Here is a 23,054-nt window from a genome sequence, read left to right on the forward strand (position 1 = left end):
TACATAAAATTTCACAGAAAAATAACACGTTATTTTAAAAAAAACATCTAAAATAGAAAAATGGTGCTCCTTTGTAGGTTTCCAACTGTTTCTGTTTTATCGGCTAGTCACAGTTATTTTCCTATGGATATTTAATTTTATGTTTTTTCATCATAAAAATACAGTTGGGCCACATTCAAATTATTTTCAAATTAATATACAACAAATAATAAGCAGAGTATCTTATAATTTAATTAATTTAAAAATTCAGATATATTTATAATAAAAATTTCACCGTCTTTATTCCAATCAAACACGAATATCCCGAATAATTATAATTTAAAAAATCGATTTTACCCGCCAGAAAAATGACCCTATTATAAATAAGTTGAGAAAAACAAATCCCCTCTTCATTCTTCTTTAGATAATATTTTAAATAATACGGAAATTAACACATGGAAAAGAAAACATTAGCTCGTTATTTAGCTGTTATATTACTCAGCGGTTTGTCTTTCACTGCAGTAGCCAACACTACACATTCAAATCCCGCACCAATATTAAGTGATATCAATGCACAAAGGATTAATAATAATACTAAAGGTGTTAATAATAACACTATAAGAATCATTCATATCAATGAAAAAATCGATGAGATAGATAGCGAAATTAACCAGATGAACTCAAATTTCAGTAGTGATATTGATAAATTAAATATAAGGCATCTTAATCTTAAATTAGAAACGGGAGATATACGAAATGAGTTAGTGGAGTTACAAAACACCGTAGACAGCTCTATACTCACTTCTTACAACATAAACGCCGAAAAAATACAAGACAATACTGATTTAATTAATGACCAAATCACATCAATACAAAAAGATAATGAAACAGAACACCATGCGTTTGACTCAAAATTAAAAGAAGTCGAATTATATGTACAGGGTGCGTTAATTGGTGTAAATGCGGCGGATCAAGTCACCGAACAATTAAATACCAATATTCAGAATCTTGATAAAAAAGTTATTGGAAACACCTCGTCAATAAAAACCCTAAAAAGTGACGCGGCCAAAACGCAAAAAGGAAACGAAGTTAAATTCACAAAGTTAGAAAATAAATTTGACCATGAGGTCAGCCAGCTTGATAGCAAAATAGATAAACGTGCCCAAGAAGCCAATGCGGGTATTGCCTCCGTTGCCGCAATGAGCAATATCCCTTATGCAATAAATACCCGCTTTAGTGCCGGGGTTGGCGTAGGTAATTACAAAAATGGTTCTGCGATCGCTGCTGGAGCTCAATATCAATTAAAAGAAAATATTAACTTACGCAGTTCTGTTTCTTGGAACAATTCTGATGCTGCCGTTATCGGAGCGGGTGTCGCCTTCGGTTGGTAACTCTCTAACTCCTATTTTTCATATAACCTTTATAAATTATTTATAAGCATTAACCAATAGTACCAATGATACATTGGTGCTATTTTTAATCGACCTAATCGGCCAATATCTAAATTAACTAGCTCTGAGTTGTAATTAATCTTGGTGATAAGTCACAATCGCAATTGGTGTTGGGTTAATGGTAACCCAAAGATTAGACATACCAACATGAGTTGGCGATGACTCACTTACTTTATTACAACTGGTTTCAGATTGGCATTTCGAGAGAAACCCACTGGCGACTTGCGGACTAAGCCCTTGCTTTGTCAAATAACCCATTTCATTTTCTAACTTTTGTTGGAAGTCTGTAAAATCTGGTTTTGGCGAGGTATAATCTTCAACCCCAACAAGTGTAGTGGCAACTTGAATGAGTCCGCCATCATCAAAAGTGAGTTGATTTTCATAGCTCCAATCATTAAAAGGTTTTTGCTGCCCAAAAGTACAAACTGTTTTACTGCCATTTGCTTGGCATTTCCCCGCCTTAATAAAACTGATGCTATCCATACTTTGCCCCCAGTTTAAGCCAAATGGTGCGGTCGATGTGGTATCACACCCTACTAATAGCAACGCAGCAACCCCAGCTATCATCCATTTCATACTCTCACCTCACTAATCAATTTATCTCATGCTACAGGGTGAGGAGGCTAAATTGAAGTAAAAAAGTCATCAGCTATTAACTCAATCAACATTAATATTTATATTTTAAGCTATTTATTTAACACTAAATTTACATACAATTAATTATTATCAAAAAGATAAAGTTAATACAGATAAACCATCGTATACAGATTGCCAGATTTACTTTGGGTCTATACAATGCTCTGCTTTACACGATCCCAGTACCACTGCAATACAGATAACTATCATATTATTAGTCAGTTACCCCTCTAGCAATACTTGAAACTCTCTAGATGGTTCTTGAATAACAAGATAGCTGAATCGTTACAACTTAGCTTTATAATTAATTGCTTTTGTAACGAGTGGATTTTGTAACTAACTGGTGGACTAACAGGCATTCACCAATCTCATTGTTAACAAATAACCATAACGTAAAGTACAAATTGTGAAATTATTATTCTCTCTTTCTTTAACAACCGCCATTCTCTCTGGTATATGGGCTTGGGTTGCAGATAGCTTAGGGTTAATCGGTTGGGCCGGATTTTTAGGCTGTACCGCATATTTTGCTTACCCCAAAGATGGGCTTAAAGGACTAGGTATTACTGCACTAACCGTCAGTAGCGGCGTGGTTTGGGGGTTGGTGATCCTGCATAGCGGTGACTACCTGCAACACTTACCTCATTTTGTTGGGTACTTCCTGACGGGTATTGTTGCCTTTTTGATGTGTATGCAAGCCAAAAAGCAGTGGCTTTCTTATATACCGGGCACTTTTGTCGGCACCTGTACTATTTTTGCGACTGAAGGTGCTTGGTTGGTAACGATGCAATCACTACTCATCGGTGTGCTATTTGGTTTTGCAATGAAAAAAAGTGGACTTTGGTTATTTGAAAAGTACTTATCGGATAAAAACTAAAAAAAACCGCCAATATGGCGGTTTAAATAAATCAATGAAACCAAGGGAATTTCAAACAGATTCGATATTACATTAAAATTGTCTAACAGCAATATATAACATTTTGATTTAACTAGTAATTAATCAAACATTAAACTAAGTACCCTTACTTATACCCACAAATATAATAATGATAAGTTTGTTAATAAAATGATAAAATTTGGACTTGAAATTCCAATTTAGATTAATAAAGCTTATACAACTGGTCAAACATCAGTCGAATTAATTCTTTTTAATATAATCATATAGTGAAATTCAGATTTTTCTGCATCCTTATATTATCAATAAAAAGGTAAAACCTTTTCTAAGCACCAATATGTTTTTCTTTTATTAATTTATAACTTAGAATATTACACCAATAAAAAGTGAAATAAAAGCGTAATAAACTAATTAAATTTATATGGCTAGAACGTAAAATCAGAATCATTTGAAAAACGCACTTTCATTCCTCTGCTATACTTGAATAAGAATATCTTAAGACCTATAACTGAATGTAACGAAAGGAAGAAGATATGATTAAAAAAATTTGCTTTTTAGCCTGTTCATTAGCTGTCGTATTCTCTTTAGGCGCATGCAACACCACCAAAGGTGTTGGTGAAGATATAGAAGCAGGTGGCGAAGCCATACAAAGAGCTGCTAAATGATGGCTAACAACCATCATCCTTAAATATTAGCTACCTCGACTAGAACTGACATATATACCAAACGGTGACAGTTTCGCCGTTTGGTATATAAATTAAAGAGCCTATAAATTCCTAAACCTTACTCTATTGAAATACAGAACATTTTAATATTGGCTAACAGGATCACAATTTAATTATGCCTCTCTTTTACAATGGAAGCCATCCAGCTAGGAGAGCATAATGAACCCGAAAAATAAAATTAATGTGTTAGACCACATTTCACCTGAAATGCAATCTGTAATGCAATTTTATGCAGAAAACCCATCCCCTTCCCCTATTGACACCAGCTATTACGGAATGCGACAAGCGTATATTGAAGATAGAAAATATTGGAATGCAGAAGCGCCAATGATGCACAATATTTACGATATTCAAGTACCAACTCAATATGGCAATATTTTGACTCGTCTATTTCACCCCCTGAAGTCACCACCAGCAACTTTATTTTATATTCACGGAGGCGGGTTTATTTTAGGTAATTTACAAACTCATGACCGCATAATGCGATTACTAGCCTGTTATTCAGGCTGTACCGTTATTGGAATAGATTATTCGTTATCCCCTGAAGCTCGCTACCCCCAAGCCATTGAAGAAATATCCACCGTTTACCAGTATTATCAACAAAATGCCGCAGAGCATAATATCAATATGCAACAAACTGGCTTTGCAGGTGACTCAGCTGGCGCAATGTTATCTCTTGCTTCTATACTTTGGTTGCGTGATAACACTATAGAAAGTGCCAATATTAAATCCGTTTTATTGTGGTATGGGCTTTATGGCTTACAGGATTCAATCAGTCGGCGGCTATATGGTGGGGAATGGGATGGGTTACAAAAAGAAGACTTAGAAAATTATGATAATGCCTATCTCGGGGAAAATGGTGATAGAGAAGCCCCTTATTACTGCTTATTCAATAATGACTTAACCTATGATATTCCACCTTGCTTTATTGCTAGTGCAGAATTTGACCCTCTATTAGATGATAACTTGGCTTTATTCCGAACACTCGACGCTAACAATATACCTTGTGAATATAAAATGTACCCAGGAACTTTGCATGCTTTCTTACATTACTCTCGCATGATGCCAATATCAGATGAAGCAATTCGTGATGGTGCGAATTATTTTATCAAACAACTTTTACAATATTAACTCTATATTTATTGAAGATAACAGACGATAAAACGAAAAAACCTCGCATTTAGCGAGGTTTTTGAATGCTTAGCGATTCGTTTATCGTTATTTAGCGATAACGTTAGCTGCTGCAGGGCCTTTAGCACCATTTTCAATGGTGAATGAAACTTGTTGGCCTTCTGCTAATGATTTGAAGTTATCACTTTGAATTGCAGAAAAGTGAACAAATACATCTTTGCTGCCGTCTGCAGGAGTGATAAAACCAAAACCTTTATCATCGTTAAACCATTTTACTGTACCAGTCATTGTATTAGACATAGAATTTCCTTTAATTTTTTAAAATTGCCATAAGGCATGTTGCGGTTTGTTCTTGTGGTACTTATGGGAATTAATTAGAAGGAATTCGCAATGAAGTGGTATCTGAGATAACGCTTAATGGTGAACATCTTAAAACTGACTAACATAAATAGGCCTGTACTTCCAAACCAGTGAGCATATTAAGCCACACTTATAACCAAATGGCAAATTTTATTTTCACATCAATTCAAGAAACAAATAGTTTGCTATTTATCCGAACCTAAAAGAAAGCACATCTTCAGGTTTAGTACCTATCAAAAACACCATAATCAGGTCTTTCTCCCCTCATCACCGCTCGCTGTTGCTCATGTACCGCTTCTCTATCGACTCTTTTTTGTTCGGATGAACGGGCGTCTTTATGCGGCTTTGGCCATGTTGGTTTATCAGGCTCGAAAGAAGGCGTAAATGTACAACCCGTAATTAAAAATAGACAAAATAGCGAAGAGATTACTTTCATAATGGCTTTTATTTTTCCAATACAGTGATTAAGTAAAAACACTTAATCATGATACCGATGTTTATCATTTATCTAAATCATTATTTGGATACTACATTGGTAAAATGACCATTGATAATTCACAATAACAATATATAAAGTAGGATTTAAGATAACAAAAAAGCCGCATCACGCAGCTTTTAAAGCTTGTAATCCATTACAGTTATGATTGACTACTTTTTTCAGTTGGGTCAAACGGAAGCCCACCAGCAAATACAAATGATAACCCAACAATAACGAACGAAACCATAACAAAACACTTATCAATAAATCGTTTCATACTGTTATTCCTATGCTTGATCATCGAATTAAAATATGCAAACCGATTATTATTGGCAATAAAAAATTACCCCATTACTTTCCCAACAGAGTACTGAAAAATCAATTAATTTATTACATTCGAATAGATAGTAAAATCATACTGGCATAGACATAATTTCTTGATACGCCGCCACGAGCTTATTACGTACTTGAATTCCCATTTGTAAACTTAAACTTGCTTTTTGCATATCAACCATCACGTCATTTAAGGAAATATCTTGCTTTCCTAACGTAAAGTTTTCAACTTGCTTAGCTGAATCATTACGTGTTTTATTAATTTGATTTACGGAAGCAACTAGGTGATCAGCAAATCCAACTGGCTCTATTACGGGTTTAATTGGGTTAGTGGCTTGGGTTGCCACGACATTTAATTGTGAAATAACCCCTTCAATCGCTTGAACTGTCATTCGATTCTCTTCTTATTAAATTAATGTGAATTTATCAATAACCTATATTGGCTAGCTTAGCCTACCACACCCTTTTTAACTTGAAGCCGATAAATAACACCAATTTTATAGGCTGATTCCGTCATTAGAACCCCTTAAAACAAGAAATAATAGCAAAGTGAAAAAGTGACGTTACGAAGAGGGAAATAACATTGTTTCACCAAAAGTATTTTCATCCGTCTAGTAGTCTGCCAAGCAGGGAATATTTATGAGTGCCGCATCTAAAGACACAGGGGAGGCCAAAAAGGGTTTTGCCTCTATAGTTGAAAGGATTAAAGCTGATCCTAAAATACCGTTAATGATTGCGGCGGCTGCGGCTGTTTCAATTATTGTCGCCCTTCTCCTCTGGCTACGCAGCCCTGACTACCGTGTACTTCTTAGCAATTTAAGTGCTAAAGATGGTGGCGATATTGTTGGCCAGCTAACTCAGATGAATGTGCCATATCAAATTGCTGATAATGGCAGCGCTATTTTAGTTCCTGCAGATAAAGTGCATGAATTACGTTTAAAACTCGCTCAATCAGGTTTACCTAAAGGTGGCAATACTGGTTTTGAATTATTAGATAAAGAACAATTCGGTATCAGCCAATTTAGTGAGCAAATCAATTACCAACGTGCATTAGAGGGTGAACTCTCTCGTACTATTGAATCCCTAAGCCCAGTACAAAGTGCTCGGGTGCATTTAGCAATTCCTAAACCCACCTTATTTGTGCGTGAGCAAAAGCTACCAACGGCCTCTGTGACGGTCGGTTTACTACCGGGAAGAATGCTTGATGAAGGGCAAATCAGCGCTATTGTCCATATGGTATCAAGTAGCGTAACAGGCCTAACCTCTAGTAATGTCATTATTGTTGACCAAGCGGGTCGCTTACTCACCAATAACGATAATAGCCAGCAATCGGCGAACAGCGCACAAATCAAAATGACTAAAGAGATGGAATCCCATCTCAAACAGCGCATTGAAGATATTCTGTCACCGTTAGTGGGTCGTGCCAATATTCATGCCCAAGTCACCGCACAAATGGATTTCTCGAAAGTCGAACAAACTTCAGAGGAATATAAGCCTAACCAAACGCCAGATAGTGCGGCCATTCGTTCCCGCCAAAACAGCCAAAGTATGCAAAATAACAATGTCGGAACCGGTGGAGTGCCAGGTGCGCTTTCAAATCAACCCGTTAGTGCACCAAGTGCACCTATTGAAACCAATAAAGACAATAAAGATGGCGCTCAAACGGCGAATAACCGTAATAGTGTCTCGAACTCGCAAAGCGATGAAACCACAAATTACGAAGTAGATCGCAAAATTAGTCACACTCAACGGCAAATTGGTGTCGTCGATAGGCTCTCGGTCGCAGTTATTGTCAATTACCATTCACAAGATGGTGAAAATGGCCCAGAAATGAAGCCATTGCCACCAGAGATGCTGCAACAAATTGAAGCATTGACACGCGAAGCAATGGGCTTTTCCACTGCACGTGGGGATTCTCTCAACATTACTAATTCATTGTTTACCAATGAGGCTCCGGTTGAAGAAGCACCTTCGTTGCTTGAAAGCCCACAATTTATTGCTCAGTTACTGGATTACGGAAAAATACTGCTTATTGCCATTATTGCTTGGTTTATGTGGCGTTTCGGTATCAAACCTCAATGGGTTAAATACCGAAAAGCACAACAAGCCCAAGCTGAAGCCGAGGTTTTTGTTGCCACACAACTGAAAACACCGCTCGTGGTTGATGAAGCGATTGATGAAGAAATGGATGAGCAAACACGCCGTCGCCTGACTCGTCAACGTGTTAGTGCTGAGATCCAAAGCCAACGTATCCGTGAAATGGCAGAAAAAGACCCACAAATCGTGGCAATGGTTATCCGTCAGTGGTTAGGAAAATCCCAATGAGTTTAAGTGGAACAGAAAAAAGTGCCGTGATGTTAATGACGCTCGGTGAAGACCAGGCTGCGGAAGTATTTAAGCACCTGAATCCTAAAGAAGTTCAGCAATTGAGTATGGCAGTGTCAAACATGCGCCAAATCTCAAATAATGAATTGGCAGAAGTATTAACTGAATTTGAAGAGTCCGCAATTCAATTCGCAGCTCTCAATATCAACACGAATGACTATCTGCGTTCTGTATTGGTGAAAGCACTTGGCGAAGAACGCGCCGCAAGCTTACTTGAGGACATCTTTGAAAAACAAGAAACCACGTCAGGGATCGAAAGCCTCAACTATATGGAACCCCAAACCGTTGCCGATATTATCCGTGATGAACATCCGCAAATTATCGCGACTATTTTGGTTCACTTAAAACGCAATCTTGCAGCGGATGTCCTCGAATTATTCGAAGAGCGCCAACGCAACGATATTATGCTACGTATCGCCACCTTTGGTGGTGTCCAACCTGCTGCATTGGCGGAATTGACCGAAGTATTGAACAACTTACTGGATGGCCAAAACCTCAAACGCAGCAAAATGGGTGGCGTGAGAACTGCGGCAGAAATCATCAACCTGATGAAAAGCCAGCAAGAAGAAAGCGTTATCGATGCAATGCGTGATTACGATGGTGAGCTTGCTCAACGTATTATTGACGAAATGTTCCTATTCGAAAACCTTATCGAGGTGGACAACCGCAGCATTCAACGTATTTTGCAGGATGTTTCGACAGACTCGCTGGTTATTGCCCTCAAAGGTAGCAACCAAGCACTACGCGACCACTTCCTCAACAATATGGCCGCTCGCGCTGCAGAAATCGTGCGCGACGATTTGGAATCACGTTCTCCTGTGCGTATGTCTCAAGTGGAAAACGAACAAAAAGCCATTTTGCTTATCGTTCGTCGTTTAGTCGAAAAAGGCGAAATCGCGATAGGTGGTGGAGACGACGTCTATGTCTAAGTCAACAATTCCAAATGACCAATGGCAACCTTGGCAGCTTCGTGAGCTTAATCAATGGGATCTCAACTCAGGCATTCCTGCATTAAGCGATGTTCCTGAACCTGACGCCCCCAAAGTCCCATGCCTTGAACCAAAAGAAGTGTTAGAGCAAATTAATTTGCTCGATAACATCAAGGAAGATGCACAGCGGACGGGTTACCAACAAGGGCATGAAAAAGGCCAGCAAGAAGGTTACCAAGCTGGTTTTGAGCAAGGCTTACGAGCTGGAGAAGAACAAGGGCGTGAGCAGGCACTTGCTTTGCAACAACCTGTGATTGAAACATGGCAAAAACTGCTGTCTGAATTCAATTATTCTCTCGATACCTTTGATACGGTGGTGACCACTAAACTGTTGCAGATAGCGTTGACTGCGGCTAAGCAAGTTTTAGGTCAATCCACCGTTTGTGATGGCACCGCATTGTTGGAGGAAATCAGCCAGTTACTCCAACAAAAACCGATTTTTGCTGGGCGGCCTGAACTACACGTCAACCCAAATCATTTTGAATTAATCGAGCAGCATCTCGGTTCCCTACTCAACTTGAATGGCTGGCGCTTAGTGGCTGACCCTAAACTGCATATCGGTGGTTGCCGAGTCGTCGCAGAAGACGGTGAAATCGATATGACTGTGGCAACACGTTGGCAAGAACTGTGCCGTTTATATGCACCGGAGAGCTTTTCATGACGGCACGATTGGGACGCTGGATTGCTTCGTTGGACGATTTAGAATCGCGGATGAAAGGGATCCCGATGGTGCGTCGTTATGGCCGCCTCACAAAAATCACTGGCTTAGTGATGGAAGCCGAAGGCATTAAAATGCCTTTGGGGGCAACCTGCTTTATTGAACGCTCAATTAATGGCGGCTCAGATGAAGTGGTGTGTGAAGTCGTCGGTTTTAACGGCCCAAGAATGTTATTGATGCCATTGGCCGACCTCGAGGGGATCGCCCCGGGTGCCCGTATTTATGCACAATCAACCGGTGATGACGGACAAACTAGCCGCTTACTCCCTATTGGTAATGAATTATTAGGCAGAGTACTTGATGCCCAAGGTAATCCATTAGATGGAAAAGGCCCCTTAGAGGTAAAAACACGCGCGCCATTAATTACCCCACCAATTAACCCATTAGAACGAACGCCTATTAGTAATGTATTGGATGTCGGTGTTCGTGCAATCAATGCATTATTAACCGTCGGTCGCGGCCAACGTATGGGGCTATTTGCTGGCTCTGGTGTGGGTAAAAGCGTATTACTTGGCATGATGGCACGCTTTACACAAGCCGATATTATCGTAGTCGGGTTGATTGGTGAACGTGGTCGTGAAGTCAAAGATTTCATTGAAAATATCTTAGGGGCTGATGGCTTAAAACGTGCCGTTGTCGTTGCAGCGCCAGCCGATGTGTCTCCTCTATTGCGCATGCAAGGCGCCTCTTATGCCACTCGTATCGCTGAGTATTTTCGCGATAAAGGTTTAAATGTGCTGTTGATTATGGACTCACTCACTCGCTACAGCATGGCACAACGGGAAATTGCGTTAGCCGTGGGTGAACCACCAGCAACGAAAGGCTATCCACCTTCTGTATTTGCCAAATTACCAGCATTAGTTGAGCGTGCAGGGAATGGGAAAAATGGTGGGTCAATTACCGCTTTCTATACCGTTTTAACGGAAGGGGATGACCAACAAGACCCAATTGCTGACTCGGCTCGCGCCATTTTGGATGGCCATATTGTACTTTCACGTTCACTGGCAGAGTCAGGGCACTACCCTGCAATAGATATCGAGGCATCTATCAGCCGAGCAATGACGGAGCTCATTCCTAAAGAGCATTACCGAAAAATTCAACGTTTCAAGCAGTTAACGTCTAGTTATCAACGCAACCGAGATTTAATTAACGTCGGTGCGTACGCCATGGGCAGTGACCCCATGTTGGATACAGCAATTCAATATTACCCACGGATGTCGAAGTTCTTGCAGCAAGATATTGATGAGCGATGTGATTATCAAACCGCATGCGAACAGTTGACACAAGTGGTTCCCAACGAATAACGAGGGGATAAATGGCCAAAAATAATGCCTTAACAACATTACTCACCTTAGCTGTTGAAGCCTCGGAAGAAGCAGCGAAAGTGTTAGCTCAAGTACGCCAAACCCACACCCAAATGGCGCAGCAACTAAATATGTTGGAAAACTACCAATCCGAATATCGTCAAAAACTCAACCAAACCTTGCATACGGGGATGGAATCGGATAAGTGGCAGAATTATCAGCAATTTTTGGTCACATTGGAACTGACCATTGAGCAACAGCAACAGCAGCTAAATTTATGGGAGCAACGCGTTAACGAAGCTAACCGCCATTGGCAAGAAAAACAACAGCGTGTCAATGCGTTCGATACGTTAATTCAACGTGCTGAACATACTGAATACCAACGTCAAAACCGCTTAGAACAAAAGCAAATGGATGAATTTGCTCAACGAGCGACTTTACGGAGACCTCAATAAATGGACATCAACGCCCTGAATGTGCCAACCGCATCATCGACTAAAAATGGCAATATACAACAAAATGAATCGCGCGCTGATGAAAATCTAGCCCCTGCACTCCCCTTTCAAGCCATGCTTGATAACCAGCAACCAATTGAAAAACAAAATGTCACTAATCAACCGATCAATGAAGAAGCGCTTAACAAAGACATTGTTGATAACAAACTGGCAATAGCGAGTAAAGAAACGATTGAACAAACCAAGGTTGGGCAAAAAACGGCTGAAAATGCCATTGAGCAACTGAACTTTAGCCGTAACTTGCGTGCTGATAGCGTGCAAACTGCACTTAACACTGAGCTACTAACAGGCAAAGATGCCAACGAGCAAGCGTGGTTAAATAGCCTAAAACAGTCATTAACTGGCCAAGTACAAGCAACGGCAAATACAACTATTAAAACAGAAGCACACCCGGTTTTAGGCGCATTTACCCAAAAAATGCAGCACCTAACGGATAATGCAGATGGCATCATTAATGAAGATGATGGCAAACATCTGGAAGGTTCACAGCAACAAATCGCAGGCGAAGAAGATGGCCCAGAACTTGGGGTATTTATTAAGAATGAAAAAGAAGAACGTCGTGACCAGCCTCTTTTTCCCTTTGATAACCCACGAGATATACGCAGTAAAAATTTAACTGCTGATTTCATGCCATTGAATAAAAAAGTGAGTGATAAAGACCCAGTATTAAACCTACAAAATGTTTCAAGTGAAGCCCTGAACCAAACCGCAAAAGGCGCATTTACACTACAAACTGAGACTGGTGCTTTTACCACCACATCCTCACAGCATACAACGACCGCGCCAGTTAGCATGATGCCAACGACATCAACAGCCCAAGCGGCAACGATGAATGCACCAACCTCTACACCAACTCTGCATTTAGCCAGCCAATTAGGCAGCGAAGCATGGCAGCAGCAATTAAGCCAACATATGCTGTTTTTCTCTCGCCAAGGGGTTTCTCAAGCGCAAATTCGTTTGCATCCTGAAGAGTTAGGTTCACTAAATGTGCATTTACGTATCGAAGATAACCAAGCAGTAATGCATTTTGTCTCTCCACATAGTCATGTACGTGCAGCCATGGAATCCATGATGCCAGTGCTACGCAGTGCGCTACAAGAAAGTGGTATTCATCTTGCTCAAGGCTCTGTTGGCCAAGATAACTTGAACCAGCAATCCGATAGCTCTCAGCAAAATGCGCACCAAAACGATGGCCAAATTCAAGCGACACATCCATCCGTTGGTGCTGTTGGTATCAGCGAAACAAATTCGACAGTTTCACCTAAAACAGTGGCATCAAGACAGGGTGGCATTAACACTTTTGCATAAAAAACAAACGAATCGCGGTAATTTCCTAGCTAAAGCGCCGAGTTACCGCCTTTTTGTTTCGTTTTTCACTCCTTTAACTCTTGGCAACCAAGCCATAATGCTAGAGATCATAACGTAAAAACCCATTTGGGTTTAGCATCCAAGAAACAGGAATTCAGCTAAATGTCGTCGAGCAAAAAATCAAAAAGTTCCAACAAAGGGTTGCTTATTCTATTTGCCCTTCTTGCCCTTGCTGGCGCAGGGTTTGGGGGTTATACCTGGTGGACGACACAACAAGGCACGCAAACGGCGAGTGAGGAAGAAAAGCGCCCGAACATGCCACAACCCATTTTTATGGAGTTAGAGCCATTTACCGTCAATTTGGCAGGTGCAGCCGATGCACCTGATCGTGTGCTTTATATCCATGTGACTTTGCGACTTGCGAACGAAAAATCGCGCAAACAACTTCATGAATACCTCCCTGAAGTGCGTAGCCGTTTGTTACTGCTACTTTCAGAGCAAAAAGTAAAAAATATTGAGACGCATGAAGGTAAGTTGCAGTTAATGAAAGATATCAAGCAAACACTCACCCCTACCCTGATCCCAGGTGATACCGATCAGGATATTTCTGATGTGTTATTTACTACTTTTATTCTGCGGTAATATTCATGAGCGATAATATTTTATCTCAGGCCGAAATTGATGCGCTGCTTAATGATGATGCACCATCAAGCAGTACGCCTGTGCCAGAGACTCAAGGGAAAGATAATGTTCGCCCTTACGACCCGAATACTCAACGTCGAGTTATTCGGGAGCGAATGCAGTCTCTCGAAATCATTAATGAACGTTTTGCTCGCCAGTTCCGTATGGGTTTGTTCAATATGTTACGTCGCAGCCCAGATATTACGGTGGGCGGTATTAAAATTGAACCTTACCATGAGTTTGCGCGTAATTTACCCGTACCGACTAACTTAAACTTAATCCATATGCCGCCTTTACGAGGCACGGCACTGTTTACCTTTGAGCCCGCATTAGTTTACATCGCTGTCGACAATCTATTTGGTGGAGACGGCCGCTTTCCTGTACGGCAAGAAGGTAAAGAGTTTACCAATACTGAACAACGCATTATCAATCGCATGCTCAAGTTAGCTTTAGGGGCTTATCGCGATGCTTGGAAGCCAATCGCTGATATTGAAGTGGAATATGTACGTTCTGAAATCCAAGTCAAATTCACTAATATCACCACCTCCCCTAATGACATTGTCGTTACCACACCGTTTTTAGTGGAGATAGGCAATACCGTTGGTGAATTCAGTATTTGTATTCCGATCGCCATGATTGAGCCATTACGTGAACGTTTAATAAACCCACCAATGGAACAAGGCCACCAAGAAAATGAAACTTGGGTCACCAACCTTGTCACCCAAGTGAAACGTTCTGAACTTGAATTGGTTGCCAACTTTGTTGACATTCCAATGCGAATTTCTCGCTTACTGCAACTGCAAAAAGGGGATGTGATCCCAATTGAGAAACCTGACCGCCTCATCGTTAATGTTGATGGCGTTCCCGTATTAACCAGTCAATACGGTACTCAAAATGGTCAGTATGCATTGCGTGTAGAACATTTGATTAACCCTGTATTAAACACTCTAGATGAGGAAAGTACCAATGAGTGAGGCGAAGAACTCTCCTGATGCATCAACCAATCACGACAGTGAAGACCTGTGGGCTGAAGCGCTGGAACAGCAAAAAAAAGCGGAATCCGCCTCAGCTGGTGCACAGGCTTTCGACAACTTTGATGGACAAAACCCGCTAAATCAACTGTCTGATATCGATATGATCATGGACATTCCTGTCCGTCTTTCAGTTGAATTGGGTCGCACTAAAATGACCATTAAAAAACTACTGAGCTTATCCCAAGGTTCTGTAGTTTCTCTGGATGGCTTAGCGGGTGAGCCACTGGATATTCTGATCAATGGCTATTTAATTGCGCAGGGAGAAGTGGTCGTGGTTTCAGATAATTACGGTATTCGTATTACTGACATCATTACGCCTTCCGAACGTATGCGCCGTTTAAGTCGTTAATTAACCACGTGAGTCGCTGATAATGGCAATACCCAATCAAACTGAGCAGGCACCGATATCTGTGCCTTTTTTATCAACAACCGTTTCCTCCGGTGAACCTAATACTCCTGCTATTGACCACAATGATAGCTTAACGCAGATATCAGGGGCTTTAGGGGGGATCATTTTATTGATACTAGCAGGTGCTTGGTTGGTGAAAAAATTAGGATTTGCTCCCCAAAAAATGGGCAAGGAGCAAATCGTAAAAGTCAAAAGCCGTTGCTCATTAGGTAATAAAGAACGCGTTGTGGTTGTTGAGGTGAATAATGAGTGTTTGGTATTAGGTGTTACCACACAAAATATCAGCCTCTTACACCAATACCCGGCTGCACCTGAAGTCGTTGAGACATTGCCAACTGAACCGCTCACCTTTCAGTCTTTATTAAAGAAAAAACAAGAGGCTGCAAAATGTGCGGCTTCAGTTACACTTATGCATAAGTAATCGGAAGGGCTCATGTTACCTCTAAAATCTTTACTCACGATTACTACCCTCTTGTTTTTATTGCCAAACTCCGCTTCTGCGGCACTACCAGCCATTATTAGCCATTCAATGGCTGATGGCGGACAAACTTGGTCTTTACCTGTTCAAACGCTTTTATTTTTGACCTTATTAGGCTTTATTCCCGCCTTATTATTAATGATGACCAGTTTTACCCGCATCATTATTGTTTTAGGTTTATTGCGTAACGCACTCGGAACGCCCTCCGCTCCACCGAACCAAGTCTTATTGGGTTTAGCACTGTTTTTGACCTTTTTTGTGATGTCACCCGTTGCCGACCAAGTGTATCGTGAAGCCTACCAGCCTTTTAGCGAAGACAAAATTAGCCTCGAAACCGCTTTAGAGAAAGGGACAGCACCCTTAAGAACCTTTATGTTAGGGCAAACACGCGAATCCGACTTAGCCCTATTCGCAAGAATAGCTAAGGTAGGTGAAATTCAAGAAGCGAAAGATGTTCCTTTACGTATTTTAGTGCCGGCTTTTATTACCAGCGAACTCAAAACCGCATTCCAAATTGGTTTTACTATTTTTATTCCATTTTTAATCATCGACTTAGTCGTTGCCAGTGTCTTAATGGCATTAGGGATGATGATGGTTCCCCCCGCAACAGTTTCCTTGCCATTCAAATTAATGTTGTTTGTATTAGTTGATGGTTGGCAACTATTGCTTGGCTCATTATCGCAAAGCTTTTTTAATTAGGATTATTTTACTCGGAGTAGTTATGACACCTGAATCAGTAATGGCGATGGGAACTGAAGCGATGAAAATTGCGCTGATGCTAGCTGCCCCTTTGTTATTAGCCGCTTTGGCGGCGGGTTTAATTATCAGCTTACTGCAAGCCGCCACGCAAGTGAATGAAATGACACTGTCTTTTATTCCTAAAATTTTGTCGGTTATTTCTGTGATTATTATTGCAGGGCCTTGGATGCTGAATCTGCTTACCGACTATATGCGGTCATTGCTTAGCAACTTACCGTTTATTATTGGCTAACAATGCTAACCATTACCAGTGAAACACTCACGCTGTGGCTCAGCCAAGGTTTCTACCCTTTCATACGCCTTTTGGCGCTGCTTGGTACAGCACCCTTTTTTAATGAAAAACAGGCGATTACCAAAGTTCGCGTTGCATTGGCTTTTTTTGTTGTGTTGATTGTTTCCCCACAACTTCCTGTCGTGAATATTCCTCTATTTTCTGCTATGGGGTTATGGGTCATCGTGCAGCAAATGGTGATTGGTATTGCGATGGGACTCACAATGCAAATGGCATTTGCTGCCGTGCGTCATGCGGGGGAAGTGATTGGTTTGCAAATGGGGTTATCTTTCGCCACCTTTTTTGACCCAACTGGCGGGCCCAATATGCCAATTTTAGGTCGCATATTTAACGTAATTACTATTTTATTGTTTCTCGCTTTCGATGGGCACTTGTGGCTTATTTATATTGTAGTCAATTCATTTGAACTGCTCCCAATTCAAACCGCACCATTAAATCGCGATGGTTTTTGGGTATTTGTCCAATTTGCTAACACCATATTTATTAATGGGTTAATGTTGGCTTTACCGTTTATCACCTTATTTTTAATTCTAAACCTTGCTTTGGGTATTCTAAACCGCATGACCCCGCAGCTATCGGTGTTTGTGGTCGGTTTTCCTTTAACGCTTACCATTGGAATTAGTATGTTAGGGCTGATTATTTCTATCCTCCCGCGCTATACCGAGCGTTTGGTCCACCAAGCTTTCGAGCAGTTATCGTTGATGTTTAATTTGTTTGTTTGAGTATCGATACTTAATCAATTAATTAGTTAGTAAAACCATTTGGTAACTCTAATTATTAAGGTAAATCTATAAAAGCTTATTTCTAATTCAAAATTCATTGTTTACTCCTAATTTTAAGTACTAACACCCATTATTTTTTTCAGGCGATAAATTAAAGAAAGAGAGCCGCCTATATGGCGGTAACGATACCCATTATTTATTTCATTTCTAAGCTATCAAAACAAGTGATAGTTACGAATACATCTAACACTAAATTTAACTTAGGTAAAAGATGGTAAAATCACGTAAAAACGACCTTGAGGTCATATTTTTTCAATTTAATCATGTAAAAACGCCCCGTGTAGTAGAGCCCCTTCACTGCTATTTATGTTATTTAACCAAATTTCTAAGCTGGCAGTGCAGTAATTACGACAAAAATAAATAATCTTAAAGGGCAATTATTGGGTTTTTAATTCCACATGCAGCAGCATACTTTACAATGCTTTTAATGCTCGCATTATTCACATTACTCTCCAACCTTGTGATAGTTGATGGATTAACTCCTATAATTTCAGCTATTTGAATTTTCGTTAACCCAGCAGACTCTCTCCACTCCTTAAGCATAGCCTGCAATTTTTCAGTTCTTATTTCTTCTTCATAAGCAGCTTGGTATTCTGGATCTTTCATCCATTCATCATGTAGCTCTTTATGTGTTTTCATCGTTTAATAGCTCCAATAAACGTTTTCTCGCTAAATAAAACTCAGACTTTGGGGTTCTTTGTGACTTTTTGATAAAGATCCTGAGCATAAAAATTGTTTTATCTTTGTGGTAAACCCATAACCCCCTAGCTATTTCACTTCCCATAGTTCTTATCTCAAACAATCCATCGCCCAATGATTTAGTATCTGGTTCTCTTAAATAATTAGCTGATAAATCTAATTTTTTAATGAGGCGGTCATATTTCACCTTGATTTTTAAAGGCAGTGCATTTGCTTCTTTTTCAGCCTCAGAATGATATTTTACAGTATACATATACCCTCATCATAATTTGCACTGTAATGCAAATTGCTTTTTAGTGCAAATCACATTCCATTGTATCGTCTGTACTACATACCGACTGCAGTAAATAGATCAGTTTCTCTGTACTGCCTGTACGGCAGTGAACCAACAGATGCGCTAGGGGCTAACAGTTTAACATTTCTAAGCCGCCTGTGTGGCGGTGAACACGACTTGGAGAAATTGGATTGAGTACCGGAATTTCTAAGCCGCCTGTGTGGCGGTGAACGGGTCAGTTGCAATTAGGTCAATACAATTATCTTTCTAAGCCGCCTGTGTGGCGGTGAACACGACTTGGAGAAATTGGATTGAGTACCGGAATTTCTAAGCCGCCTGTGTGGCGGTGAACTTGATACCGATTTCAATTTATCAATAAAAATTTTTCTAAGCCGCCTGTGTGGCGGTGAACGATGCACTTTAAAATAAAAATAAGTGATAACAATCAATTAAGGGTATTTATTGGAAAATACCCTTTTATTTACTGGTAGTTATAACCTACTGATTTACTGACTAATTTTAAAAGAGCAAAAAGCAAAGGTCAAAAATGGGGAACCGTTGCTAAACAAACTGAGCCACTAGTTGCTTGACTAAGACCATAACAACTAAACACCCCAATTTGCTTTTGTGTAGCTTCTATCCTTTCTATAAACAAAGGAAAAGGCCGGCTTTCGACTTGCTTATCTCTGGCATGTAAACTTTCAACCCAAATAAATGGCAAACGATTGTTCGCTTTTGGCTTACTCTCAGACAATGTTTTCAAACACTGTTCCAATGGTTGCCCTGATTTTTCAGACCATAACCGTGCTTTTTGCTGCATATCGGCTTCAATTCGGCTCAGCCCTTTTACATGCTTTCGAATATAACTGACTTGAACATGCTGCTCTGGTATTGCCTGAATCGATTTAATATGAGCATAATCCATTAACCGTGCTAACCACTTTTGCAAATTTAACTGCTCAAGTTCACTTTGTGTTGTCGCATGCAAACGAATTTTTCTACCTAAGCGAAAGCCTACGCTGCCGTATTCAGGAAAGGCAACCGCAATCGCACTGTGCCCCTGAGACGTTTTATTATCCGCCAGCGCTATATGAATTTGCTGGTAAACCTTTTGCCAAAGAAAATCCAATGGGACGGTTGAGTCCGGCAATAAAGTGACCTCCTGATAATAATTCATAGCCCACCTTATTTGTCACTTTCGCCAAATACACCGCCGCGAACTAAAACCGCCATCACATAGTGTTCATCTTCAATACGCGATAGCTTTTCACCTCGCGCCCATTTATCAAAATGGGTATAAAAATCTTGTTTATCTTTTGGTGTACGATAGGCTGTTCCGAGGTTAGTGACCGCACCATAAGGCTCAATCGCGATAGCGCCTGCACCGCCTTCAGTACCATACGCAGGGTACCATGTATCAATAGAACGCAAAGCATTACCAATTTTTTGCGAATGCATCGCGGCGTGCCCATTCACATGGTACAAAATTTTGCTTTTATCTCCTTTGCCTTTATCCATCACCAGTTCTTCACTTGGATACACTTCTTGAGCTTTACCTAGTTGTGAATATGTAGTGATTTCCAGTAATAATGCGCCTTGAGGCTGCGCTAAAGCCGCCGCAATTTTTTCAGCCAATTGGTTGATTTTTTCATCTTTAGCATCAAATTGATGAATGCTATATTGTGTGGCATCAAACACCCATTCCAGTGGCTGCCCTTTGTTGAGTACTTTGACAACTACCTCGATTTGTTCAGCCCCCACACGGTTGCGCCATAAAAAACGCCCATTCGCGATATTTTGGGCGTAACGGCGAGCTAACTCCTGAAAACCTTGTTGTTCGATATATTCTTTTGCCGCTTGGGTATAACTTTGCTTGAGTAATGCATTATTACAAGCCGATGGCGTTTCCACACCGCCAAGAATTTTCAAGGTAAATTGATGCACTAAGGTGTCTTGTTCAGTCCCTAACGCACAAGCATCTACTGTTTGTAAATTAGCTTTTTCCACCTCGGAGTTTAATTTTAACGGGTCATTTTTTACAGCGCCTTTTAAGCGATTTGAGATAGTGCCTCTTACCGATTTTTCTTGTAACGATAATGGCGCAAATTGCGATTTATTATCCCAGCAAGTGCCATAGAAATAACCGTCCGATGGAACCAGTTTTTTTTCAAATGCTAAAACCGATGCAACATCATTATTCTTCGCCATTAGTTACTCTCCACTCGAAATAAAGTTAGCTGCCACTTGTTGGCATAAATACAGGTTTTGGGACTCAACAAAATTAAATTCCCATAAAATTTCATGAATGTTATTCACGCGATTTACTAATACAAACTCCCCTAACGTGACCACGCTTTCGGCAAACCGATGTGGCACTTCTGAGTCTCGCTGGTTTTTTGCTTGCCCTAACGGGGAAATACCTTGATATCCAGTTGCTACTGGAACAATCCAGCCTGCCGTTTTACGTTGCGCTTGCCATTCAAATGACGCCTTGTTCCCATTTTCCTTTCCCACTTCAACGCAGTTATTTTCTACGACCAGATACCCCAGCAGGGCATCTATAGCATCTTGTCCTTCTTCCATGGCTTCAATCATCAGGTCACGACGCTCAATCAATACGTAGCCAGGCATCACACTATTCAATAAGCCTTGCCTATATTTCCCATCCGCATCTTCCGATGGCAGAATATATGCAGCGGGTTTACCTAATGACAGAATATCGCCACCAGCCAATTTCATTGTCATTACTAAATCATGGATAATATCTAGTAAGGGGGAATGTTCAGGTAGCCCTTCAATCACATCATTGTTTTTAATGCCATATTTAATCAATAAAGAAACGTCTAAATGGCAACGAGCCTCTTCGATAAATGCGGAGCGCGAGCCATCACTATTTAATGGATTGCCTGTTCCCACAATGGAACTAACATAATCATTAGCTCCACGATAGGTTTGTAAGTCACAGTCATGACTGACCATTGCGATAGAGTCGAGAACAATATCTAGTTCACTCACAACTCGGAGTTTCCGCTCTAGAGCATGCATAAAACCTAACCAGGCCGTCATAGCTGGAAAACCAATGGTATAAGGACTAGAGAGTGCATTCGCATTATGAATGTTTAAATGAGGCAATTTAAGTATATAAGTGGAACTCATCGTAATAGCTCCTTATTGATGGCAATAACGTCCGCAATAGCCGCCAACTCATCATCACCTAGACTAATCGCTTTTTTCCCCAGTACTTTTTTATAATGCCGCATAAATTGCTGGGCAATAAGGAGGATCACCCCCTCTAACCATTCATCTGAGTTATTACGCCCCTGTTGGTCTGGAAATAACCAAACTTGTTGCACTTTGGCGAGTTGGGTCGGTAATTGAGCGCCATTTCGTTCAAACTCACGCCGGATCTCCCACATGGTTAACATAATGTAATCCAGATACTCTTGAATGCGCCTGTCACGATATTCAATAAAACGACTACCACGCTGTTCTTTCGGTAATGAAATTAAGCTATGAAATGCCTCTAACGTATCTTTTACCTGCCAAGGGTTTAGCGTATTTGAGAAGAAATCATGAGTAGGTAAACGCAGTTTTCGTTGAGTAATTTGGGGGGGAAGTGAGGGTAATAAATGGGCTTTACCTGCATTTTGATTATTGAGTACGGAAATATTTTGTGGCTTAGCCCCCCCGTAACCAATGGTAGTAAGACCATAAATTTCTTGATAGCCAATGTCGCTAAATTCCCCTTTACGTTTTAAATCTCGCAGTGCTTTAGTCTGTTCAGAAAATCGAATCGCATCAATGCGTTCGCGTAGTTCAAAAACCAAACCAGAGGGGGTTAATGGGGATAATAAGTGATATTCGCAATCCTCTAACCAAACAGGAAAATAAACTTGTTTGATTTTAGAACTTGTCACTACCGTATTGTCTGTCACAACCATAGCGAGAAAACCATCCCGCATAACGTGATAGCTTTCATCCCCTTGGTTAAGTAACTCTTTTGCTAATGGAGTTTCATCCTTAATATGAGTCAATAATGTTTGGCCATCTTGTAATTCAAGTGTGAGGAATTTATATACATCAAGGGCTGCCGCATTACCTAATGCATCCGTTTCCACAACAACGTTTCCGGTTCGTAAAAAACCATCATTTTCTTGTTCACAACTAGCAAGTATCGCAGTGACATAACCATTTTTGTTCTTTCGGGAACTTGGGTGGCTAAAGGTGCAAGGGTGAGTAGATAATGATATTTGCCCTGCCCGTTTTGCCGCATTCGGCAACCACTGTGACAATGAAAAAACGACATCACATTCCTGTTGCAATTGCAGCATCTCATCGTCACCCATCGATGCCTTTGCATTTTTTTTAAGCCATCCCTCTTTGCGCTCAGCAAAAAAGGCCTCTATTGCTGGATCTAACATAGTAAATGGTCCTTGTGACTG

The 23,054-nt window shown here is 40.5% G+C and carries 27 protein-coding genes and 1 CRISPR repeat array; of the genes, 17 read left to right on the top strand and 10 right to left on the bottom strand.

From position 1 onward, the window contains the following. Nucleotides 1-434: 434 nt before the first annotated feature. Complete coding sequence (locus tag M1F26_RS11890) at nucleotides 435-1,370, top strand: YadA C-terminal domain-containing protein (RefSeq protein ID WP_227528811.1); 936 nt, start codon at nucleotides 435-437, stop codon at nucleotides 1,368-1,370. Nucleotides 1,371-1,505: 135 nt separating this feature from the next. On the opposite strand, the gene M1F26_RS11895 is transcribed toward M1F26_RS11890, so the two are convergent. Beyond that, entirely contained in the window at nucleotides 1,506-2,006 is a 501-nt protein-coding gene (locus tag M1F26_RS11895; RefSeq protein ID WP_136135513.1) for a hypothetical protein, read from the bottom strand. A gap of 466 nt (nucleotides 2,007-2,472) precedes the next feature. Between M1F26_RS11895 and M1F26_RS11900 the strand changes: the two genes are divergently transcribed. The 3 genes from M1F26_RS11900 (at nucleotide 2,473) to aes (ending at nucleotide 4,814) form a co-directional block, all read left to right on the top strand. Further along, on the top strand, nucleotides 2,473-2,940 hold the full coding sequence (locus M1F26_RS11900) for a DUF1097 domain-containing protein (RefSeq protein ID WP_140170700.1): 468 nt from the start codon (nucleotides 2,473-2,475) through the stop codon (nucleotides 2,938-2,940). A 551-nt stretch (nucleotides 2,941-3,491) separates the two neighbouring features. Then, nucleotides 3,492-3,623 carry an entericidin A/B family lipoprotein gene (locus tag M1F26_RS11905; RefSeq protein WP_140170701.1) on the top strand — a complete coding sequence of 44 codons (132 nt, stop codon included), beginning with the start codon at nucleotides 3,492-3,494 and terminating at the stop codon, nucleotides 3,621-3,623. A 219-nt stretch (nucleotides 3,624-3,842) separates the two neighbouring features. Beyond that, nucleotides 3,843-4,814: an acetyl esterase gene (gene aes / locus M1F26_RS11910; protein ID WP_140170702.1), complete on the top strand. Its 972-nt coding sequence runs from the start codon at nucleotides 3,843-3,845 to the stop codon at nucleotides 4,812-4,814. A gap of 87 nt (nucleotides 4,815-4,901) precedes the next feature. On the opposite strand, the gene cspA is transcribed toward aes, so the two are convergent. From cspA to fliE, 3 genes are all read right to left on the bottom strand, one after another. Next, nucleotides 4,902-5,114 carry an RNA chaperone/antiterminator CspA gene (gene cspA, locus M1F26_RS11915; RefSeq protein WP_036957846.1) on the bottom strand — a complete coding sequence of 71 codons (213 nt, stop codon included), beginning with the start codon at nucleotides 5,112-5,114 and terminating at the stop codon, nucleotides 4,902-4,904. A gap of 283 nt (nucleotides 5,115-5,397) precedes the next feature. Beyond that, the gene (locus M1F26_RS11920; RefSeq protein ID WP_180359460.1) at nucleotides 5,398-5,610 is read right to left on the bottom strand and encodes an AAA family ATPase; all 213 of its coding nucleotides are present in this window, start codon (nucleotides 5,608-5,610) and stop codon (nucleotides 5,398-5,400) included. 455 nt (nucleotides 5,611-6,065) lie between these two features. Next, the gene (gene fliE, locus M1F26_RS11925; protein ID WP_004255594.1) at nucleotides 6,066-6,377 is read right to left on the bottom strand and encodes a flagellar hook-basal body complex protein FliE; all 312 of its coding nucleotides are present in this window, start codon (nucleotides 6,375-6,377) and stop codon (nucleotides 6,066-6,068) included. A 247-nt stretch (nucleotides 6,378-6,624) separates the two neighbouring features. On the opposite strand from fliE, the gene fliF reads away from it, so the two are divergent. The 13 genes from fliF (at nucleotide 6,625) to fliR (ending at nucleotide 17,579) form a co-directional block, all read left to right on the top strand. Further along, the gene (fliF, locus tag M1F26_RS11930; RefSeq protein WP_140170704.1) at nucleotides 6,625-8,310 is read left to right on the top strand and encodes a flagellar basal-body MS-ring/collar protein FliF; all 1,686 of its coding nucleotides are present in this window, start codon (nucleotides 6,625-6,627) and stop codon (nucleotides 8,308-8,310) included. Then, nucleotides 8,307-9,299 carry a flagellar motor switch protein FliG gene (gene fliG / locus M1F26_RS11935; RefSeq protein ID WP_004255600.1) on the top strand — a complete coding sequence of 331 codons (993 nt, stop codon included), beginning with the start codon at nucleotides 8,307-8,309 and terminating at the stop codon, nucleotides 9,297-9,299. The genes fliF and fliG overlap by 4 nt, the downstream gene beginning before the upstream one ends. Next, nucleotides 9,292-10,020 (top strand): flagellar assembly protein FliH, encoded by a 729-nt coding sequence (fliH, locus tag M1F26_RS11940; RefSeq protein WP_136135208.1) that lies wholly within the window; start codon nucleotides 9,292-9,294, stop codon nucleotides 10,018-10,020. The genes fliG and fliH overlap by 8 nt, the downstream gene beginning before the upstream one ends. Continuing rightward, on the top strand, nucleotides 10,017-11,381 hold the full coding sequence (gene fliI, locus M1F26_RS11945; protein WP_140170705.1) for a flagellar protein export ATPase FliI: 1,365 nt from the start codon (nucleotides 10,017-10,019) through the stop codon (nucleotides 11,379-11,381). The genes fliH and fliI overlap by 4 nt, the downstream gene beginning before the upstream one ends. Nucleotides 11,382-11,392: 11 nt before the next feature. Continuing rightward, nucleotides 11,393-11,836 (top strand): flagellar export protein FliJ, encoded by a 444-nt coding sequence (gene fliJ, locus M1F26_RS11950; protein WP_094961182.1) that lies wholly within the window; start codon nucleotides 11,393-11,395, stop codon nucleotides 11,834-11,836. Then, nucleotides 11,837-13,204, top strand: coding sequence for a flagellar hook-length control protein FliK (locus M1F26_RS11955; protein WP_140170706.1), 1,368 nt, complete (start codon nucleotides 11,837-11,839; stop codon nucleotides 13,202-13,204). A 162-nt stretch (nucleotides 13,205-13,366) separates the two neighbouring features. Then, nucleotides 13,367-13,846 carry a flagellar basal body-associated protein FliL gene (fliL, locus tag M1F26_RS11960; RefSeq protein ID WP_140170707.1) on the top strand — a complete coding sequence of 160 codons (480 nt, stop codon included), beginning with the start codon at nucleotides 13,367-13,369 and terminating at the stop codon, nucleotides 13,844-13,846. A gap of 5 nt (nucleotides 13,847-13,851) precedes the next feature. After that, nucleotides 13,852-14,859, top strand: coding sequence for a flagellar motor switch protein FliM (gene fliM / locus M1F26_RS11965; RefSeq protein ID WP_094961179.1), 1,008 nt, complete (start codon nucleotides 13,852-13,854; stop codon nucleotides 14,857-14,859). Next, nucleotides 14,852-15,268, top strand: a complete 417-nt coding sequence (gene fliN, locus M1F26_RS11970; RefSeq protein ID WP_004255621.1) for a flagellar motor switch protein FliN — start codon at nucleotides 14,852-14,854, stop codon at nucleotides 15,266-15,268. The genes fliM and fliN overlap by 8 nt, the downstream gene beginning before the upstream one ends. A 22-nt stretch (nucleotides 15,269-15,290) precedes the next feature. Next, nucleotides 15,291-15,749: a flagellar biosynthetic protein FliO gene (gene fliO, locus M1F26_RS11975; RefSeq protein ID WP_180359461.1), complete on the top strand. Its 459-nt coding sequence runs from the start codon at nucleotides 15,291-15,293 to the stop codon at nucleotides 15,747-15,749. Nucleotides 15,750-15,761: 12 nt separating this feature from the next. After that, nucleotides 15,762-16,505 carry a flagellar type III secretion system pore protein FliP gene (fliP, locus tag M1F26_RS11980; protein WP_094961178.1) on the top strand — a complete coding sequence of 248 codons (744 nt, stop codon included), beginning with the start codon at nucleotides 15,762-15,764 and terminating at the stop codon, nucleotides 16,503-16,505. Nucleotides 16,506-16,527: 22 nt separating this feature from the next. After that, a complete protein-coding gene (fliQ, locus tag M1F26_RS11985; RefSeq protein ID WP_004255630.1) occupies nucleotides 16,528-16,797 on the top strand; it encodes a flagellar biosynthesis protein FliQ in 270 nt (89 codons plus the stop codon). Between the two features lie 2 nt (nucleotides 16,798-16,799). Further along, complete coding sequence (gene fliR, locus M1F26_RS11990) at nucleotides 16,800-17,579, top strand: flagellar biosynthetic protein FliR (RefSeq protein ID WP_140170708.1); 780 nt, start codon at nucleotides 16,800-16,802, stop codon at nucleotides 17,577-17,579. Nucleotides 17,580-18,005: 426 nt separating this feature from the next. Here the strand turns inward: fliR and M1F26_RS11995 are convergent, their stop codons facing one another. From M1F26_RS11995 to csy1, 6 genes are all read right to left on the bottom strand, one after another. Beyond that, the gene (locus M1F26_RS11995; RefSeq protein ID WP_140170709.1) at nucleotides 18,006-18,278 is read right to left on the bottom strand and encodes a helix-turn-helix domain-containing protein; all 273 of its coding nucleotides are present in this window, start codon (nucleotides 18,276-18,278) and stop codon (nucleotides 18,006-18,008) included. Further along, nucleotides 18,265-18,591 carry a type II toxin-antitoxin system RelE/ParE family toxin gene (locus M1F26_RS12000; RefSeq protein WP_140170710.1) on the bottom strand — a complete coding sequence of 109 codons (327 nt, stop codon included), beginning with the start codon at nucleotides 18,589-18,591 and terminating at the stop codon, nucleotides 18,265-18,267. Before M1F26_RS12000 ends, M1F26_RS11995 begins: the two co-directional genes overlap by 14 nt. Nucleotides 18,592-18,756: 165 nt before the next feature. Continuing rightward, a CRISPR array of direct repeats spans nucleotides 18,757-19,024; the repeat unit is 28 nt; unit sequence TTTCTAAGCCGCCTGTGTGGCGGTGAAC. A 129-nt stretch (nucleotides 19,025-19,153) separates the two neighbouring features. Beyond that, nucleotides 19,154-19,789 carry a type I-F CRISPR-associated endoribonuclease Cas6/Csy4 gene (gene cas6f / locus M1F26_RS12005; RefSeq protein WP_140170711.1) on the bottom strand — a complete coding sequence of 212 codons (636 nt, stop codon included), beginning with the start codon at nucleotides 19,787-19,789 and terminating at the stop codon, nucleotides 19,154-19,156. Between the two features lie 8 nt (nucleotides 19,790-19,797). After that, nucleotides 19,798-20,820 carry a type I-F CRISPR-associated protein Csy3 gene (csy3, locus tag M1F26_RS12010; protein ID WP_140170712.1) on the bottom strand — a complete coding sequence of 341 codons (1,023 nt, stop codon included), beginning with the start codon at nucleotides 20,818-20,820 and terminating at the stop codon, nucleotides 19,798-19,800. Nucleotides 20,821-20,823: 3 nt separating this feature from the next. Beyond that, entirely contained in the window at nucleotides 20,824-21,768 is a 945-nt protein-coding gene (gene csy2, locus M1F26_RS12015) for a type I-F CRISPR-associated protein Csy2 (RefSeq protein WP_140170713.1), read from the bottom strand. Continuing rightward, entirely contained in the window at nucleotides 21,765-23,033 is a 1,269-nt protein-coding gene (gene csy1, locus M1F26_RS12020) for a type I-F CRISPR-associated protein Csy1 (RefSeq protein WP_140170714.1), read from the bottom strand. Before csy1 ends, csy2 begins: the two co-directional genes overlap by 4 nt. Nucleotides 23,034-23,054: the final 21 nt, after the last annotated feature.

This window comes from Providencia sp. PROV048 (assembly GCF_033688165.1).
GTDB classification, from domain to species: domain Bacteria; phylum Pseudomonadota; class Gammaproteobacteria; order Enterobacterales; family Enterobacteriaceae; genus Providencia; species Providencia hangzhouensis.

What these genes read in the sequence shown, in the direction of transcription:
- fliR (WP_140170708.1), top strand. Translation starts at nt 16,800, where the DNA reads ATGCTAACCATTACCAGTGAAACACTCACGCTGTGGCTCAGCCAAGGT.
- fliM (WP_094961179.1), top strand. Translation starts at nt 13,852, where the DNA reads ATGAGCGATAATATTTTATCTCAGGCCGAAATTGATGCGCTGCTTAAT.
- cas6f (WP_140170711.1), bottom strand. Translation starts at nt 19,789, where the DNA reads ATGAATTATTATCAGGAGGTCACTTTATTGCCGGACTCAACCGTCCCA.
- fliN (WP_004255621.1), top strand. Translation starts at nt 14,852, where the DNA reads ATGAGTGAGGCGAAGAACTCTCCTGATGCATCAACCAATCACGACAGT.
- M1F26_RS11890 (WP_227528811.1), top strand. Translation starts at nt 435, where the DNA reads ATGGAAAAGAAAACATTAGCTCGTTATTTAGCTGTTATATTACTCAGC.
- fliO (WP_180359461.1), top strand. Translation starts at nt 15,291, where the DNA reads ATGGCAATACCCAATCAAACTGAGCAGGCACCGATATCTGTGCCTTTT.
- fliJ (WP_094961182.1), top strand. Translation starts at nt 11,393, where the DNA reads ATGGCCAAAAATAATGCCTTAACAACATTACTCACCTTAGCTGTTGAA.
- M1F26_RS11995 (WP_140170709.1), bottom strand. Translation starts at nt 18,278, where the DNA reads ATGAAAACACATAAAGAGCTACATGATGAATGGATGAAAGATCCAGAA.
- fliF (WP_140170704.1), top strand. Translation starts at nt 6,625, where the DNA reads ATGAGTGCCGCATCTAAAGACACAGGGGAGGCCAAAAAGGGTTTTGCC.
- csy1 (WP_140170714.1), bottom strand. Translation starts at nt 23,033, where the DNA reads ATGTTAGATCCAGCAATAGAGGCCTTTTTTGCTGAGCGCAAAGAGGGA.
- csy3 (WP_140170712.1), bottom strand. Translation starts at nt 20,820, where the DNA reads ATGGCGAAGAATAATGATGTTGCATCGGTTTTAGCATTTGAAAAAAAA.
- cspA (WP_036957846.1), bottom strand. Translation starts at nt 5,114, where the DNA reads ATGTCTAATACAATGACTGGTACAGTAAAATGGTTTAACGATGATAAA.
- M1F26_RS11920 (WP_180359460.1), bottom strand. Translation starts at nt 5,610, where the DNA reads ATGAAAGTAATCTCTTCGCTATTTTGTCTATTTTTAATTACGGGTTGT.
- fliH (WP_136135208.1), top strand. Translation starts at nt 9,292, where the DNA reads ATGTCTAAGTCAACAATTCCAAATGACCAATGGCAACCTTGGCAGCTT.
- fliE (WP_004255594.1), bottom strand. Translation starts at nt 6,377, where the DNA reads ATGACAGTTCAAGCGATTGAAGGGGTTATTTCACAATTAAATGTCGTG.
- fliQ (WP_004255630.1), top strand. Translation starts at nt 16,528, where the DNA reads ATGACACCTGAATCAGTAATGGCGATGGGAACTGAAGCGATGAAAATT.
- M1F26_RS11895 (WP_136135513.1), bottom strand. Translation starts at nt 2,006, where the DNA reads ATGAAATGGATGATAGCTGGGGTTGCTGCGTTGCTATTAGTAGGGTGT.
- fliG (WP_004255600.1), top strand. Translation starts at nt 8,307, where the DNA reads ATGAGTTTAAGTGGAACAGAAAAAAGTGCCGTGATGTTAATGACGCTC.
- fliP (WP_094961178.1), top strand. Translation starts at nt 15,762, where the DNA reads ATGTTACCTCTAAAATCTTTACTCACGATTACTACCCTCTTGTTTTTA.
- fliL (WP_140170707.1), top strand. Translation starts at nt 13,367, where the DNA reads ATGTCGTCGAGCAAAAAATCAAAAAGTTCCAACAAAGGGTTGCTTATT.
- M1F26_RS11955 (WP_140170706.1), top strand. Translation starts at nt 11,837, where the DNA reads ATGGACATCAACGCCCTGAATGTGCCAACCGCATCATCGACTAAAAAT.
- M1F26_RS11905 (WP_140170701.1), top strand. Translation starts at nt 3,492, where the DNA reads ATGATTAAAAAAATTTGCTTTTTAGCCTGTTCATTAGCTGTCGTATTC.
- aes (WP_140170702.1), top strand. Translation starts at nt 3,843, where the DNA reads ATGAACCCGAAAAATAAAATTAATGTGTTAGACCACATTTCACCTGAA.
- M1F26_RS12000 (WP_140170710.1), bottom strand. Translation starts at nt 18,591, where the DNA reads ATGTATACTGTAAAATATCATTCTGAGGCTGAAAAAGAAGCAAATGCA.
- csy2 (WP_140170713.1), bottom strand. Translation starts at nt 21,768, where the DNA reads ATGAGTTCCACTTATATACTTAAATTGCCTCATTTAAACATTCATAAT.
- fliI (WP_140170705.1), top strand. Translation starts at nt 10,017, where the DNA reads ATGACGGCACGATTGGGACGCTGGATTGCTTCGTTGGACGATTTAGAA.